Below are 13848 nucleotides of genomic sequence, written 5' to 3'. Positions count from 1 at the left end.
CTTGTCCGGCGGGAATAAATTGGGGGTCCGGGGAGATACTGAACATTAATGTTTCTCCTTGGGAGGTAATCACGTTGACCCGAAATAAAGTCGAGATCTGTGGAGTGGATACCGCAAAACTGCCCGTCCTAACGAATGCCGAGATGCGCGAGCTCTTTACCGCGCTGCAAACGCAAAACGAATGGGCAGCAAGAGAGAAATTAGTCAATGGCAACTTGAGGCTAGTGCTTAGCGTGATTCAACGGTTTAACAACCGCGGGGAATTCGTCGACGATCTCTTCCAAGTCGGCTGCATCGGCCTCATGAAAGCAATCGACAATTTCGATCTCAGTCAGAATGTAAAGTTTTCAACCTATGCGGTTCCGATGATTATCGGCGAGATTCGCCGCTACCTCCGGGATAACAACCCTATCCGGGTCTCTCGCAGCCTGCGGGATATCGCGTACAAGGCGCTTCAGGTTCGGGACAGCTTAACGAACAAAAACTCAAGGGAGCCCACGATTTTCGAAATCTCCGAAGCGCTGAATGTTCCTAAGGAAGATGTCGTGTTCGCGCTCGACGCCATTCAAGACCCGGTATCCTTGTTCGAACCGATTTATCACGACGGCGGCGACCCGATCTACGTCATGGACCAGATCAGCGATGACAAGAACAAAGACGTTTCCTGGATCGAGGAAATCGCCCTTCGGGAAGCGATGCACAAATTAAACGAGCGCGAGAAAATGATTCTCTCCATGCGATTCTTCGAAGGCAAGACGCAGATGGAAGTCGCCGACGAAATCGGCATTTCGCAGGCGCAAGTTTCACGGCTTGAGAAATCGGCGATCCAGCAAATGCAGAAACACGTCAAAACCTGATCTACGGCAATGCTGCACTTCACTGCAATGCTGCACTTCACTGCAATGCTGCACTTCACTGCAATGCTGCACTTCACTGCAATACTGAAATCAACCTCTAACGGCGCCCTGCGCCGTTTTTTTCATGCCTTAATTTCGATTCGAGGGCGATAATTCATGCCAAGCAGGACATTTTGCCCATTCGGCACATATAGTAAATATATAGGCCTGTTTGGAATCAGTCCTCCCGGAAGCGTGGTGAACGGTAAATGAAAATTTCCGATTTTCAAACCAAGGATGTCATTAATATCGTAGACGGCCGCAAACTTGGGCAGGTCAGCGATCTGGAACTGGATTTGCGGCAGGGCCGGATCGACTCCATCGTCGTTCCGAGCTATTCCCGGTTTTTCGGTATGTTCGGTAACGGGACGGATGTCATCATTCCATGGCGGAATATCGTGAAGATCGGCACGGACGTCGTGCTTGTCCGCATCGACGATGCAAAGGTATACCGGGTGGAGGAGGACGATGTCGGCGCCCGATAACGATTCCTTAAGCTCTCTTGCGGGCGCCGCTGCGCTCGCAAGAAGGGCGGCTTGCATGGTACACTAGTGGCAGAGGTGAACCAAAGAATGGAACCATTTGTACAACAATATGAACATGACCATGAACATGACCGTGAAGCGAAGGGGCCTTCGCTTTTTTTATTGCGTCGTTGGACGGAACGGTACGCGGGGATAACAGCCGGATTTACCGGCAGAGACGGCGGTGCCAGCGCGGCTCCGTGGACTTCATTGAACTGCGGCCTGCATGTCGGCGACGCGAACGAGGCTGTCGTCCTCAACCGCCGGCGAATCGCCGAAGCGCTCGGCTGGCCGTTCGAAGCGTGGACCTGTGCCGAGCAGGTGCACGGGGATCGCGTGATGGTCGTCGGGAAGGCTGACCGGGGCAAAGGGCGGGAAAGCCGGAGCTCGTCCGTAGGCGATGCCGACGCAATGATAACGAATGAGAAGAACGTGCTGCTCACGTCGTTCTACGCGGATTGCGTGCCGCTGTATTTCTATGATCCCGTCAAGGGCGTTGTCGCGCTTGCGCACGCCGGCTGGAAAGGAACCGTGCTGGAGATCGCCCGTAAGACGGTCGAGGCCATGAGCGAGCGTTTCGGCTGCGTACCCGAGGATATTCAAGCGGCAATCGGCCCGTCGATCGGTTTATGCTGCTACGAAGTGAATGAAGTCGTGCTGGACCGGGTAATACCCCTTGTACGGCAATTGAATCTTGCGCAGGACGCAGTGGTCGTGCCGACTACCGAAGGAAAAGCCAGGATAAACTTGAAAGAATTGAACCGACAGATTATGATAAAAGCAGGAATTTTGCCGAGTTGTATCGAATATTCAGAATGGTGTACCGGCTGTTCGACGGATAAGTTCTTCTCCCATCGGATGGAGGGAGGAGCCACCGGCAGGATGGTCAGCTGGATCGGCATAAGTGAAGGAGATTTGAACGCGTGACTTTGGAACAGCGGATTGAAGAAGTAGAACGGCGTCTCGCGGATGCCTGCGCCAGAAGCGGCCGGAATCGCTCGGACATCGAGCTTATTGCCGTTACGAAATACGTAGGCACCCTGCAGACGCAGAACGCGCTGCGGCATGGACTGACGCATTTGGGCGAGAACCGCTGGCAGGACGCCGAAAGCAAATGGAATGCGATTACAGGCAGCGAATGGGATAGCAGCCGCGAGCATGCTCCCGCAGGACAAGCCGTCTGGCATTTTATCGGCTCGCTTCAGACGAACAAGGTGAAGGACGTCATAGGGAAATTTACATATATTCACTCGCTTGACCGTTTATCGCTTGCGCAAGCCATCGAACGCAAAGCCGAACAGCTTGGGCTTATCGTGCCTTGCTTTCTGCAGGTTAACGTTTCGGGAGAAGAGAGCAAGCACGGTCTTGCGCCGGAAGCGCTGCTGCCGTTCGCCAAGGAATTATCGGGTTTCCGTCACATCAAGCCCGTCGGTTTGATGACGATGGCGCCGATCGATGCCGAGGGCGAACAGTCGCGCCCCGTTTTCCGCGGATTAAGAGAGCTGCGCGACGAGCTTAACGGCAAGGCTGTACTGCCTCAGCCGGTTACGGGATTGTCGATGGGCATGTCGGGGGATTTCGAAATCGCTGTCGAAGAAGGAGCCACCTGGCTCAGACTCGGAACCGTTCTCGTAGGCAAGAGCTAGTGCCAAGGCCGCATAAGGCATGGCAGGGAAGCGATCTCATAAAGAAAGAGGGCGATTGGCATGATGAATAAGTTCATGAGTTTTCTCGGGCTGCAAGAGGAAGAAGAAATCATCGAACGCGAACGCGTCGAATCGCAGGATGATCAAGATGTTGAAACTTCTCCGTTCGAAGCACGTAAACCTTCTACTAAGGGGAATAATATCGTCAGCATACATTCGCAGAAGAACGTTCGCGTCATTCTGAACGAGCCGCGTTCCTATGAAGAAGCGCAGGACATTGCGGATCATCTTCGTTCGCGCCGCTCGGTCGTCGTAAACTTGCAGCGCGTACGCTCGGATCAAGCCGTGCGGATCGTTGATTTTCTGAGCGGCACGATATACGCCCTGAACGGCGGCATCTCGAAGCTGGGTCCTAATATTTTTCTTTGTACGCCGGATACGGTCGAAATTCAAGGTGCGATTACGGAAATGCTGACAGAGGAGCAAGACTACAATAGAACGAGGTGACCTTGAGTTGACTGTTTCGAGTTTAATAATGGATTTAGCTCTGATCTACCAGTATATGATTATCGCATACGTGCTGCTTTCTTGGCTGCCCGGACTGCGTGACAGCTTTATCGGCGCGCTGCTTAGCAAGCTGGTTGAACCCTATTTGGCGCCATTCCGCAGATTCATCCCTTCAATCGGCGGCGTGCTCGACATTTCGCCGATCGTGGCGCTGTTCGCTCTTCGTTTCGTCGCCCGCGGCCTGATTGCGATCGTTGAAATGTTCGTATGAAGAACGATATATACGTTCATTTCCATCCTGACGAGCGGCCGTTCGTGGACCGTGCGTCGGAGTGGGTGGATCGCGCCGCTTATGCCCACGAAATGAAGCTGACCGATTTCCTCGATCCGAGGCAGGCGGAAATCGTCGTTTCGCTTGTCAACCGCAGCCCGGATACGCAGATAAGGCTGTTCGGCGGCTACGAGGGGGCGGAACGAGTGAGAGCCATCCTCGCACCGGATTACAGGCAGCTCGATGACGAACCGGCGCGAATCGCGCTGATCGAAGTGACCGGCGGCACGCAAGGACATCTGGAGCTTGATCACGGCGATTACTTAGGCGCGCTGCTGGGCCTTGGCATTAAGCGGGACCGGATCGGGGATCTTCATGTGCATGAGGATTTCTGCCATTGTCTCGTAGCCGAAGAAATTGCCGATTATATCAATATCCATTTGCGCCAAGTCCACCGCGTTCACGTCCTGACGGACATCCTGCCATTGGAACGACTGCGTCCCGCCGTTTCGGCCATGGAGGAGATGAACCTGTCGGTGGCTTCTTTGCGTCTGGACGGCATTAGCAGCGACGTTCACCGTATCAGCCGGACGAAGATCGTGGATCCGATCCGCGCAGGAAGATGCCGCGTGAATTGGAAGGTCGAAGAGGATCCTTCCACGCAGCTTAAGGAAGGCGACGTCGTCTCCATGCAGGGGCTGGGACGGTTTAAAGTGCTTGTCGTCGAAGGGATTACGAAAAAAGGAAGAATCAGGGTCAAGATCGGCAAAATTATCTAATACTTTGCAGGAATATGGCTCGATCTGTCGAAATTAGAATGTACAAATGGGGTGATCTGCCCTTGAAACTTGTAAACATTCAGGAGGTGCGCCAATGCCGTTAACGCCATTGGACATACATAACAAGGAATTTGGCAGACGTCTTCGCGGGTACGATGAGGATGAAGTGAATGAATTTCTCGACCAGGTCATTAAGGACTACGAAGCGCTGATTCGCGAGAACAAAGAGATTCAGAATCAAGCGCTGGCGCTGCAAGAGAAACTAAACCACTTCTCGAATATCGAAGAAACGCTCAGCAAGACGATCATCGTGGCGCAGGAAGCGGCAGACGAAGTTCGCAACAATGCGAAGAAGGAAGCACAGCTGATCGTGAAGGAAGCGGAGAAGAACGCAGACCGCATCATTAACGACTCGCTCAACAAATCCCGCAAAGTGGCGCTCGAAGTCGAAGAGCTGCGGAAACAAGCTTCAATCTACCGTGCCCGGTTCCGGACGCTGGTGGAAGCGCAGCTGGAGCTGCTGGCTCAAGAAAGCTGGGATATCTTAGACGGCCCGCCTGCTATTGCAAACGATATTCGCGGCTAACGTGCATTGGGCGCGAATTGTTTGACAAATGTTTAGTTATGGCGTATAAATGGTAATAATCAATTTATACGATGATTTCGTTGACGAGAACGAGTACGCAGTCGAATGTTCCCCAGAGAGCCGGTATTTGCTGAAAGCCGGCGTTCGGACGATTGCCGAATATCCTCTCCGAGAAGCGATGCAGAACCTTGCGTGTTGACGCAGGCAGTAAGCACCGCCGGGTTTCCTCCGTTACCTGGAACTCGGATGGCAGTCAGCATCCGTGACTAAGGTGCCGATTAGGTTGCATACCCGAGCAGCGAACGAAGTTCGCGATCAGGGCTGCGCGGCGCCGTGTTTGCCTTCCTGAAGGGAGAGCGCACGGCTCGACGAAAATCGGAACAAGGGTGGTATCGCGAGCCAAGTCTCGTCCCTTTACGGGGGCGGGGCTTTTTTTGTTGTTCAGCGCTAATTTCAAAAGTTGAAAGGGGTAGACGGATATGCAACGGATCGATGTCAAAGAAAAGGCCAGAAGCCGCGATATGCGGGTATTAAGCAAGTGGAGAGAGGACAACACGTTCCAGCAGTCCATCGACAGCCGGGAAGGCAAACCGAATTTCGTATTCTATGAAGGACCGCCGACCGCAAACGGCGCGCCGCATATCGGGCACGTGCTCGGTCGCGTTATCAAGGACTTCATCTGTCGGTTCAAGACGATGGATGGCTACCGGGTCGTCCGTAAAGCAGGCTGGGATACCCATGGTCTTCCCGTTGAGCTTGGCGTGGAGAAGCAGCTCGGCATCTCCGGCAAACAGGAAATCGAGAATTACGGCGTCGAGGCGTTTATTAAGAAATGCAAAGACAGCGTCTTCGAATACGAGCGCCAATGGCGCGAATTGACGGAAGCGATCGGCTACTGGACGAATTTGGATGATCCGTACATCACGCTGAATAACGATTACGTGGAGAGCGTCTGGCATATTCTGTCTTCGATCCACGGCAAAGGCCTGCTCTACCGCGGTCACCGGGTTAGTCCGTACTGCCCGTGCTGCCAAACAACGCTCAGCTCCCACGAAGTGGCGCAAGGCTACGAGGACGTGAAGGATCTCAGCGCGACGGTGAAATTCAAGCTTCAAGACAGCAACGAATACGTGCTGGCATGGACGACGACGCCATGGACGCTTCCTGCGAACGTAGCGCTGGCGGTCAATCCCAATCTGACTTACGCGCGCGTACTCAAAGACGGCGAAGTGTATATCGTCGCGGAAGCGCTGGTCGAGAGCGTCATGAAAGGCAGCGAATACGTTGTACAATCCACTCTGAAAGGCGCGGAACTGCTGAACTTGAACTACGAGCCTCCGTTCCGGTATGCAACGGTGGAGAACGGACATTTCATCATCCCTGGCGATTTCGTCAGCGATACGAGCGGTACGGGTATCGTTCATATCGCGCCGGCGCACGGCGACGACGACTATAAGGTTGCCCGCCAGAACGGAGTCAGCTTCCTGAACGTGGTCGACAATGCCGGCCGTTACGTGGAAGCCGTTACGGATCTTGCAGGTCGTTTCGTGAAAGAGTGCGACGTCGACATCGTGAAAATGCTGAGCGAGCGCGGACTCTTGTTCTCCAAAGAACGTTACGAGCACAGCTATCCGTTCTGCTGGCGCTGCAAAACGCCGCTTATCTACTACGCAACGGACAGCTGGTTCATCGAGACGACGGCTGTTAAAGACCAGCTCATCGCCAACAACAGCCAAGTCGACTGGTATCCAGGCCATATCCGCGAGGGCCGCTTCGGCAAATTCCTCGAGGATCTCGTCGATTGGAACATCAGCCGTAACCGCTACTGGGGTACGCCGCTGAACGTATGGATCTGCGACAAATGCGGCGGTCAGCATTCGCCGGGCAGCCGCGCGGATCTGGCAGCGCGGTCCGTTACGCCGATCTCGGAAAATATCGAGCTTCACAAGCCGTACGTGGATGAAGTGAAGCTGCACTGTCCGCACTGCGAAGGCGGCGTCATGACGCGCACTTCCGAAGTGGTAGACGTATGGTTCGACAGCGGCTCCATGCCGTTCGCGCAATATCATCAGCCGTTCGAGAAGCAGCAGACGTTTGCCGAGCAATATCCGGCGGATATTATCTGCGAAGGTATCGACCAAACCCGCGGCTGGTTCTTCAGTCTCTTGGCTGTTTCTACGTTGTACAACGGCAAGGCGCCGTATAAAGCGGTTATCTCGACGGGGCATATCCTGGACGAGAACGGACAGAAGATGTCCAAATCCAAGGGCAACGTCATCGATCCTTGGGAAATCATCAATGAATACGGCACCGACGCGTTCCGCTGGGCCTTGCTCGCCGATAGCGCACCTTGGAACAGCAAGCGTTTCTCCCGCGGCATCGTCGGCGAAGCGAAGTCGAAAGTCATCGATACGATCGTGAATACGCATGCGTTCTTCGCGCTCTATGCTTCCATCGACGGCTATGATCCGGCGGCTCAGCCGGCCCGCGTATCCGCAAACAAGCTGGACCGCTGGATCGTTTCGCGATTGAACAGTCTGACGGCGAACGTGAACGCGAGCTTAGCCTCTTACGACTTCCTCAACTCGGCCAAAGGCATCGAAGGTTTCGTAGATGAGATGAGCAACTGGTATATCCGCCGCTCCCGCGATCGTTTCTGGGGAAGCGGGCTTACGGACGACAAGCTGGACGCATACGGCACGCTTCGTTCGGTATTGCTGACGCTCGCGCGTCTGATCGCGCCGTTCGCGCCGATGCTGGCTGAAGATGTGTACACGAATCTGGGCGACGGCGGCAGCGTTCATTTGGCCGATTATCCGAAGGCCGACGAAGCGGCAATCGACGAGAAGCTGGAGCGCGATATGGAGACGGCAAGGCAAATCGTCGAGCTTGCGCGCAACGTCCGCAACGAGACGGGCATCAAGACGCGCCAGCCGCTCAGCGAGCTGATCGTTGCGCTTGACAACGAGTTCGACTTGACGCCGTACGAAGACATCATCAAGGACGAAATCAATGTGAAGACGATCACGATCGCAAGCGGAGACAGCGGCTTCGTTGACTTTACGTTCAAGCTGAACCTGAAAGTCGCGGGCAAGAAGTACGGCAAGCATGTCGGTCCGATCCAAACGTACTTGAAGTCGATGCTGCCGGACGAAACGAGCGCAATCGTCAAAGCGGGCGAACTCTCCTATACTTCTCTTGAGGGCGAGAGCTTCGTCATTACGCTGGATGAATTGCTGGTGGAGAAACAGGCGAAGTCCGGGTTTGCGTCCGCTTCCGGCTATCAGCTGACCGTAGCGATCAATACGGAGATTACGCCGGAATTGGAGCAGGAAGGCTTGGTGCGCGAAGTTATCCGCGCGGTACAGGATACGCGCAAGAAGCTGGATCTGCCGATTGAGCAGCGCGTGAATCTTGTGCTGGACGTCGATGCGGAGCTGCGCGCGGCGCTGGATGCCTTTAAAGAAGTCTTGTTCGAAAACGTACTGCTCAACAGCGTCGAATACAGCACGCTTCCGGACATGGAAAGAGTGTCTCTCGGGGATCGCGAGATTGGAATCGCCGTTTCGGGGGCATAGTAACTTCATAGCAGCAAAACGAACGAACGCCCATGGCGGATCGGCAGGCGGCTTTTGCCGCTTGCACCGATACGCTGCATGGGCTTCGTTTTTGTTTAGGACGGCGAAAGCCGTTTCACCTTGAATGCCTTGAAAAGGATTGGACAGCTATGATGACGGAAAATCAGGAAGACCTGAAAAACTTAAAAAGCGTTCGAAATTCGCTCGATGCATTGGAGAAAAGGCTGCAAAAGCTGACTGCGCAAATGGAACGCACCCAGATCGCGGACTACGTCCAGCTGCTCAACCGGCCTTTCTCGCTCATATGGCGAAACGTGCTCGGCGGCTTATCCCGCGGCGTAGGCATCGCGATCGGGTTCACGCTGTTCGCCTCGACAATCCTCTACGTGCTGCAGCTTCTCGGCGCATTGAATTTGCCGATCATCGGCGATTATATCGCGGATATCGTCCGAATCGTTCAAAATCAGCTGGAAGGCAAAGCGTATTAATCGCAGTATTATCCGCGTTCATTTTCAAGCAGGTGATCCCCTTCATCATGCTCGATATATTCGTCGTAAGCTTGATTGCGCACGATATAGCGCCGGGTACCCGTAATGTCGGTCGCTACGAAGCTTTCGAACGATTCGACGTAGCCGTCGGCTTCGTCGGCTTCGATGCCAATGTCGTCGTAGGAGGTCACGTCGCGGTTCTCGGACATGGCCGGCGAATCGGAGTTGCCCCAGCTTTCGACGATTTGCCAAGCATCTTCGCCGTCGAAGCCGTTGTACCCGTCCTCATGGTCGTCCATGCTCGTGCGGCCGAAGGGCGGCTGCATGAAGGACTCTTCAGCCGGTCTGCGGTCGGAAACATGCTGCCTTGGCGAATGCACCATGCAGTAAAGCGTATCGGGGAGCGCCTCCAGCCTGGCGAGCGTAATCGGTTCGCCGCATGTCTTGCATGTCCCGTAGCTGCCGTCTTCCATGGCGGCAAGCGCGGCTTCGATGCGGTTCAAATGCAGTTCCTCCTGCTCGTGCAGAGCAAGATCTTTGCCGCGTTCGTATGTTTCGGTAGCCGCGTCCGCGGGATGGTTGTCGTAAGCGGACAAATCGCCGGACATATCCCGCAGGGACGCATCCAGGCCATAATGCTCGCTGCTGGCGAGCCGATGTTCGGCAGCCGCCTTTTCCACAATCAGCTGGCTCCGGAGATTGCGAAGCTGGGCATTCGTCAGATTCGTCATCGGTAGAAACCTTCTTTCGTCAGAACGGATTGGGCGTTGATGTTTCCCGGAATGAATCGCGCTGCGCCGCCATTAAGAGCTGCCGGCAGCCGTTCACCTTGTCCCATAGCTTTTGCATCCCGGCCTGATTTTAGCGGCGGTCAATCATGGATACACTGGCAGGGAGAGACGGAATATTCGCTGGTCGAATACGGTGGGAATATGCTACAATGTGGGGGATAAGGAGGCATATGCCGTGAAATTTTATTATTATTGGCTGGCGGTTTTTGTGCTTGCAGTCGACTTTCTGAGCAAGAAATGGATCGAGCACAATTTAGCGTTATACGAAGTGAGGAAGGTAATCGGAGATTTCTTCGTAATTACTTCTTATCGCAACAAAGGTGCTGCGTTCAGCATCCTGCAAGAGAAACAAATCCTGTTTCTTGCCATTACTTTGATCGTCGTGGTCGGCATCGTATGGTATATGGCCAAGAACCGCAATTCCGGCAAAGTGCTTCTGTTGTCGGGGCTCGGCCTCGTGCTTGGCGGCGCTGTCGGCAACTTTATCGATCGTGCACTGTACGGACAAGTCGTCGACTTTCTGCAGTTTACGTTCGGCAGCTATGTATTTCCTATATTTAATTTGGCGGATTCCGGCATTTGCATCGGCGTAGGCTTGATCTTGCTGGATGCGCTTTTGACATCCAAGAAAGAGAACGGAGATTCAACATCGAATGGACAAGAACGGAACGGATCAGAAGGACATCAGTTTATTCAGTGAAGATCAGGAACCGATGATTTTCACGATTGAAGAGCAGGATGCCGGCGAACGGCTGGATAAATACGCGACCGAAAGCATGGACGACGGCAGCGTATCGCGCACGCAAGTGCAGGATTGGATTAAGAGCGGAGCCGTGCTCGTTAACGGCCGCGTATCGAAATCGAATTACAAGCTAGCCGTGGCCGACGTGGTCACGGTTATTGTGCCTGAACCGGAAGAAGCGCTTATCGAACCGCAGGCGATTCCGCTCGACATCGCCTATGAGGACGGCGACGTTATCGTCATCAATAAACCGCGGGGCATGGTCGTGCATCCCGCACCCGGCCATTACTCGGGAACGCTCGTGAATGCGCTGATGCATCATTGTACCGATCTATCCGGCATTAACGGCGTACTGAGACCGGGAATCGTCCATCGGATCGATAAAGATACTTCGGGGCTCATTATGGCCGCGAAGAACGACCTGGCGCATGCCTCGCTCGCGGCGCAGCTGAAGGCGCACACGGTGACGCGCAAGTACATGGCGCTCGTGCACGGCAACATGCCGCATGAGAATGGCACGGTAGACGCGCCGATCGGCCGCGACCCTAAGGATCGCAAGCTGTTTACGGTCATTCACAAAGGCAGCAAGGAAGCGGTCACGCATTTTCAAGTCTTGGAGCGCTTCGGCGATTACACGCTGCTCGAGCTGCAGCTGGAGACGGGACGGACGCATCAAATCCGCGTGCATATGAAATACATCGAACACCCGCTCGCTGGCGATCCGGTATATGGACGCAATAAAACCATCGGTCTGAAGGGTCAGGCGCTTCACGCGGCCGTGCTCGGATTCGTGCATCCCCGCAGCGGCGAGTATCTGGAATTCCATGCGCCGATTCCGGCGGACATGGAGCATGAATTGGCAATATTAAGACAGCGCTAGATACGAAATAGTGCAAACTTTTCGCTAAATTCTTTATGTGGCCGACAGCTTTCATTGCGCTATGATGAAACCAAACGATAAACTTTTTTAATCGAAGGGTGAGATCACGCGAATGACGCAAATTAACCACAATTATACGCAGCTGCAAGGCAGCTACCTATTCTCTGAAATCGCGAAACGCCGCACGAAATTCATGCAAGACAATCCGAATGCCCAAATCATCAGCCTCGGCATCGGCGACGTAACGCGCGGCTTGCCGGATGCGATCACGAAAGCGATGCACGACGCCGTGGACGAGCTTGCCAATCCGTCGACATTCCGCGGATACGGCCCGGAACAAGGGTATGACTTCCTAATCAACGAAATCATCAACAACGATTACAAGGCGCGAGGCATCGACATCGGGACGAACGAAGTTTTCGTCAGCGACGGTTCGAAATGCGACGTCGGCAATATCCAGGAAATTTTCAGCCAAGACGCAGTCATCGCCGTACAAGATCCCGTTTACCCGGTATACGTGGATACGAACGTTATGGCTGGCCGCTCGGGTCAATTCAATAAAGAAACGAATCAGTACGAGAACATCGTTTACCTGAAATGCGATGCATCCAACAATTTCACGCCTAGCCTGCCGGAACGCAAGGTCGATCTGATCTACCTCTGCTATCCGAACAACCCGACGGGCATGACGCTGTCGAAGGAAGAACTGAAGCGTTGGGTCGATTTCGCGAAAGCGAACGATTGCATCATTCTGTACGATTCCGCATACGAAGCATTCATTCAAGAAGAGGACGTACCGCGCTCCATCTATGAAATCGAAGGCGCGAAGGAAGTCGCCATCGAATTCCGCAGCTTCTCGAAAACAGCCGGTTTCACGGGCGTACGCTGCGCGTACACCGTCGTACCGCGCGAGTTGAAAGCCAAAGACGCGAACGGCAACGTGGTGCTCGTCAACGATCTCTGGAACCGCCGCCATACAACGAAGTTCAATGGCGTGTCCTACGTGACGCAGCGCGGCGCGGCAGCGATCTATACGCCGGAAGGCAAAGCGCAGATCGCTTCCATCATCGATTACTACATGACGAACGCAGGCATTATCCGCGACGGACTTGCTTCGCTCGGCCTGGACGTATTCGGCGGCGTGAACGCCCCTTACATCTGGCTCAAGACGCCGAACGCGCTCGATTCGTGGGCATTCTTCGATAAATTGCTGTCCGAAGCGAATATTGTCGGAACGCCTGGCGTTGGCTTCGGTCAAGCCGGTCAAGGCTACTTCCGCCTAACGGCATTCGGCAGCCGCGAAAATACGGAAAAAGCAGTAGAACGGATCACGAAGCTGAGCCTGTAGTTAAAAGAAGCATTGACATCTTTTGTCGAATGTGTCATAATTCTTTTGATAAACAGCAGTACCTTTAACTCAGTCCAGAGAGGCTGGCAAGGTAACGTGAATCGTTTTATCGACCGAACGGGGGACAGCCCTGCCACTCGCGCATTTTGGCGCAAGTGGGATTTGTCCAACCTTGAAGGCCGAGCTTAACAAAACGACGAAACTCCTTGCGCAACCTGCAAGGAGTTTTTTTTGTGACAAAGGAACTTCGCACGTACGCAAGGAGGCGCCTGAAACGGATGGATGAACAACATCGCGTCATAATGGACGAAACGGCGATTCGGCGGGCACTGACGCGGATTGCGCACGAGATCGTCGAGAAGAACAAAGGCATCGACAACTGCGTAATCGTCGGCATTCGCACCCGCGGCATCTATCTGGCCGAGCGCATCGCCGAACAGATTCGCGAAATCGAAGGACTGCCGGTGGAAGTGCAGGAACTTGATATTACGCAATACCGCGACGATCGGGAGAGCGGAAGCGGGGGAAGGCCCGCCGCCGGCACTTCGCTGAACGTAAAGAATAAGCGGGTGATCCTGTTCGATGACGTGCTCTACACGGGACGTACGATCCGCGCGGCGATGGATGCCCTCATGGATCTCGGCCGGCCGCAGATGATCCAACTGGCGGTTCTGGTCGACAGAGGGCACAGGGAACTGCCTATCCGTCCGGACTACGTCGGCAAGAACGTACCCACGTCCAAACAGGAACAAATCGAGGTTTCTCTGCAGGAAGTCGACGAGATCGATCAAGTGACGATTATCCATTAAGGG

Annotated in this window: 15 protein-coding genes and 1 other annotated feature; of the genes, 14 read left to right on the top strand and 1 reads right to left on the bottom strand. The window is 54.2% G+C overall.

Going from position 1 to position 13848, the window contains the following annotated elements; genetic code table 11:
* The first annotated feature begins 74 nt into the window (after nt 1-74).
* From sigG to GZH47_RS05525, 10 genes are all read left to right on the top strand, one after another.
* Entirely contained in the window at nt 75-857 is a 783-nt protein-coding gene (gene sigG, locus GZH47_RS05570; RefSeq protein WP_090573745.1) for an RNA polymerase sporulation sigma factor SigG, read from the top strand.
* 248 nt (nt 858-1105) lie between these two features.
* Entirely contained in the window at nt 1106-1381 is a 276-nt protein-coding gene (locus GZH47_RS05565) for a YlmC/YmxH family sporulation protein (protein WP_162639091.1), read from the top strand.
* 87 nt (nt 1382-1468) lie between these two features.
* On the top strand, nt 1469-2347 hold the full coding sequence (gene pgeF / locus GZH47_RS05560; RefSeq protein WP_162639090.1) for a peptidoglycan editing factor PgeF: 879 nt from the start codon (nt 1469-1471) through the stop codon (nt 2345-2347).
* Nucleotides 2344-3066 carry a YggS family pyridoxal phosphate-dependent enzyme gene (locus tag GZH47_RS05555; RefSeq protein WP_162639089.1) on the top strand — a complete coding sequence of 241 codons (723 nt, stop codon included), beginning with the start codon at nt 2344-2346 and terminating at the stop codon, nt 3064-3066. The genes pgeF and GZH47_RS05555 overlap by 4 nt, the downstream gene beginning before the upstream one ends.
* A gap of 54 nt (nt 3067-3120) precedes the next feature.
* Nucleotides 3121-3573, top strand: a complete 453-nt coding sequence (locus GZH47_RS05550) for a cell division protein SepF (RefSeq protein ID WP_162645089.1) — start codon at nt 3121-3123, stop codon at nt 3571-3573.
* Between the two features lie 28 nt (nt 3574-3601).
* Nucleotides 3602-3844, top strand: a complete 243-nt coding sequence (locus tag GZH47_RS05545) for a YggT family protein (RefSeq protein ID WP_162639088.1) — start codon at nt 3602-3604, stop codon at nt 3842-3844.
* Nucleotides 3841-4623: a YlmH family RNA-binding protein gene (locus tag GZH47_RS05540; protein ID WP_162639087.1), complete on the top strand. Its 783-nt coding sequence runs from the start codon at nt 3841-3843 to the stop codon at nt 4621-4623. Before GZH47_RS05545 ends, GZH47_RS05540 begins: the two co-directional genes overlap by 4 nt.
* 94 nt (nt 4624-4717) lie before the next feature.
* Nucleotides 4718-5209 (top strand): DivIVA domain-containing protein, encoded by a 492-nt coding sequence (locus GZH47_RS05535; RefSeq protein ID WP_162639086.1) that lies wholly within the window; start codon nt 4718-4720, stop codon nt 5207-5209.
* Nucleotides 5210-5280: 71 nt separating this feature from the next.
* Nucleotides 5281-5626, top strand: a binding site (T-box leader).
* Nucleotides 5627-5688: 62 nt separating this feature from the next.
* The gene (gene ileS / locus GZH47_RS05530; protein WP_162639085.1) at nt 5689-8787 is read left to right on the top strand and encodes an isoleucine--tRNA ligase; all 3099 of its coding nucleotides are present in this window, start codon (nt 5689-5691) and stop codon (nt 8785-8787) included.
* Between the two features lie 152 nt (nt 8788-8939).
* Complete coding sequence (locus GZH47_RS05525; protein WP_225446515.1) at nt 8940-9275, top strand: DUF5665 domain-containing protein; 336 nt, start codon at nt 8940-8942, stop codon at nt 9273-9275.
* An 8-nt stretch (nt 9276-9283) separates the two neighbouring features.
* Here GZH47_RS05525 and GZH47_RS05520 read toward each other — a convergent pair whose 3' ends face one another.
* Entirely contained in the window at nt 9284-10006 is a 723-nt protein-coding gene (locus tag GZH47_RS05520) for a TraR/DksA C4-type zinc finger protein (RefSeq protein WP_162639083.1), read from the bottom strand.
* A gap of 235 nt (nt 10007-10241) precedes the next feature.
* On the opposite strand from GZH47_RS05520, the gene lspA reads away from it, so the two are divergent.
* The 4 genes from lspA to pyrR all read left to right on the top strand — a co-directional run bounded on the left by lspA (nt 10242) and on the right by pyrR (nt 13845).
* Nucleotides 10242-10766, top strand: coding sequence for a signal peptidase II (lspA, locus tag GZH47_RS05515; RefSeq protein ID WP_162639082.1), 525 nt, complete (start codon nt 10242-10244; stop codon nt 10764-10766).
* A gap of 13 nt (nt 10767-10779) precedes the next feature.
* Nucleotides 10780-11688: an RluA family pseudouridine synthase gene (locus GZH47_RS05510; protein ID WP_225446514.1), complete on the top strand. Its 909-nt coding sequence runs from the start codon at nt 10780-10782 to the stop codon at nt 11686-11688.
* 112 nt (nt 11689-11800) lie between these two features.
* A complete protein-coding gene (locus GZH47_RS05505) occupies nt 11801-13036 on the top strand; it encodes an LL-diaminopimelate aminotransferase (RefSeq protein WP_162639080.1) in 1236 nt (411 codons plus the stop codon).
* A 278-nt stretch (nt 13037-13314) separates the two neighbouring features.
* Complete coding sequence (pyrR, locus tag GZH47_RS05500; protein WP_162639079.1) at nt 13315-13845, top strand: bifunctional pyr operon transcriptional regulator/uracil phosphoribosyltransferase PyrR; 531 nt, start codon at nt 13315-13317, stop codon at nt 13843-13845.
* Nucleotides 13846-13848: the final 3 nt, after the last annotated feature.

Origin of the sequence: Paenibacillus rhizovicinus, assembly GCF_010365285.1 — a bacterium.
GTDB lineage: Bacteria > Bacillota > Bacilli > Paenibacillales > Paenibacillaceae > Paenibacillus_Z > Paenibacillus_Z rhizovicinus.
Note: the sequence above shows the minus strand (reverse complement) of the source record. Positions and strands in the feature narration are given on the sequence as shown.

Coding starts and splice junctions, on each gene's coding strand:
- GZH47_RS05565 (WP_162639091.1), top strand. CDS start 1,106: ATGAAAATTTCCGATTTTCAAACCAAGGATGTCATTAATATCGTAGAC.
- pgeF (WP_162639090.1), top strand. CDS start 1,469: ATGGAACCATTTGTACAACAATATGAACATGACCATGAACATGACCGT.
- GZH47_RS05545 (WP_162639088.1), top strand. CDS start 3,602: ATGGATTTAGCTCTGATCTACCAGTATATGATTATCGCATACGTGCTG.
- GZH47_RS05540 (WP_162639087.1), top strand. CDS start 3,841: ATGAAGAACGATATATACGTTCATTTCCATCCTGACGAGCGGCCGTTC.
- GZH47_RS05535 (WP_162639086.1), top strand. CDS start 4,718: ATGCCGTTAACGCCATTGGACATACATAACAAGGAATTTGGCAGACGT.
- ileS (WP_162639085.1), top strand. CDS start 5,689: ATGCAACGGATCGATGTCAAAGAAAAGGCCAGAAGCCGCGATATGCGG.
- GZH47_RS05525 (WP_225446515.1), top strand. CDS start 8,940: ATGACGGAAAATCAGGAAGACCTGAAAAACTTAAAAAGCGTTCGAAAT.
- GZH47_RS05520 (WP_162639083.1), bottom strand. CDS start 10,006: ATGACGAATCTGACGAATGCCCAGCTTCGCAATCTCCGGAGCCAGCTG.
- GZH47_RS05510 (WP_225446514.1), top strand. CDS start 10,780: ATGATTTTCACGATTGAAGAGCAGGATGCCGGCGAACGGCTGGATAAA.
- GZH47_RS05505 (WP_162639080.1), top strand. CDS start 11,801: ATGACGCAAATTAACCACAATTATACGCAGCTGCAAGGCAGCTACCTA.
- pyrR (WP_162639079.1), top strand. CDS start 13,315: ATGGATGAACAACATCGCGTCATAATGGACGAAACGGCGATTCGGCGG.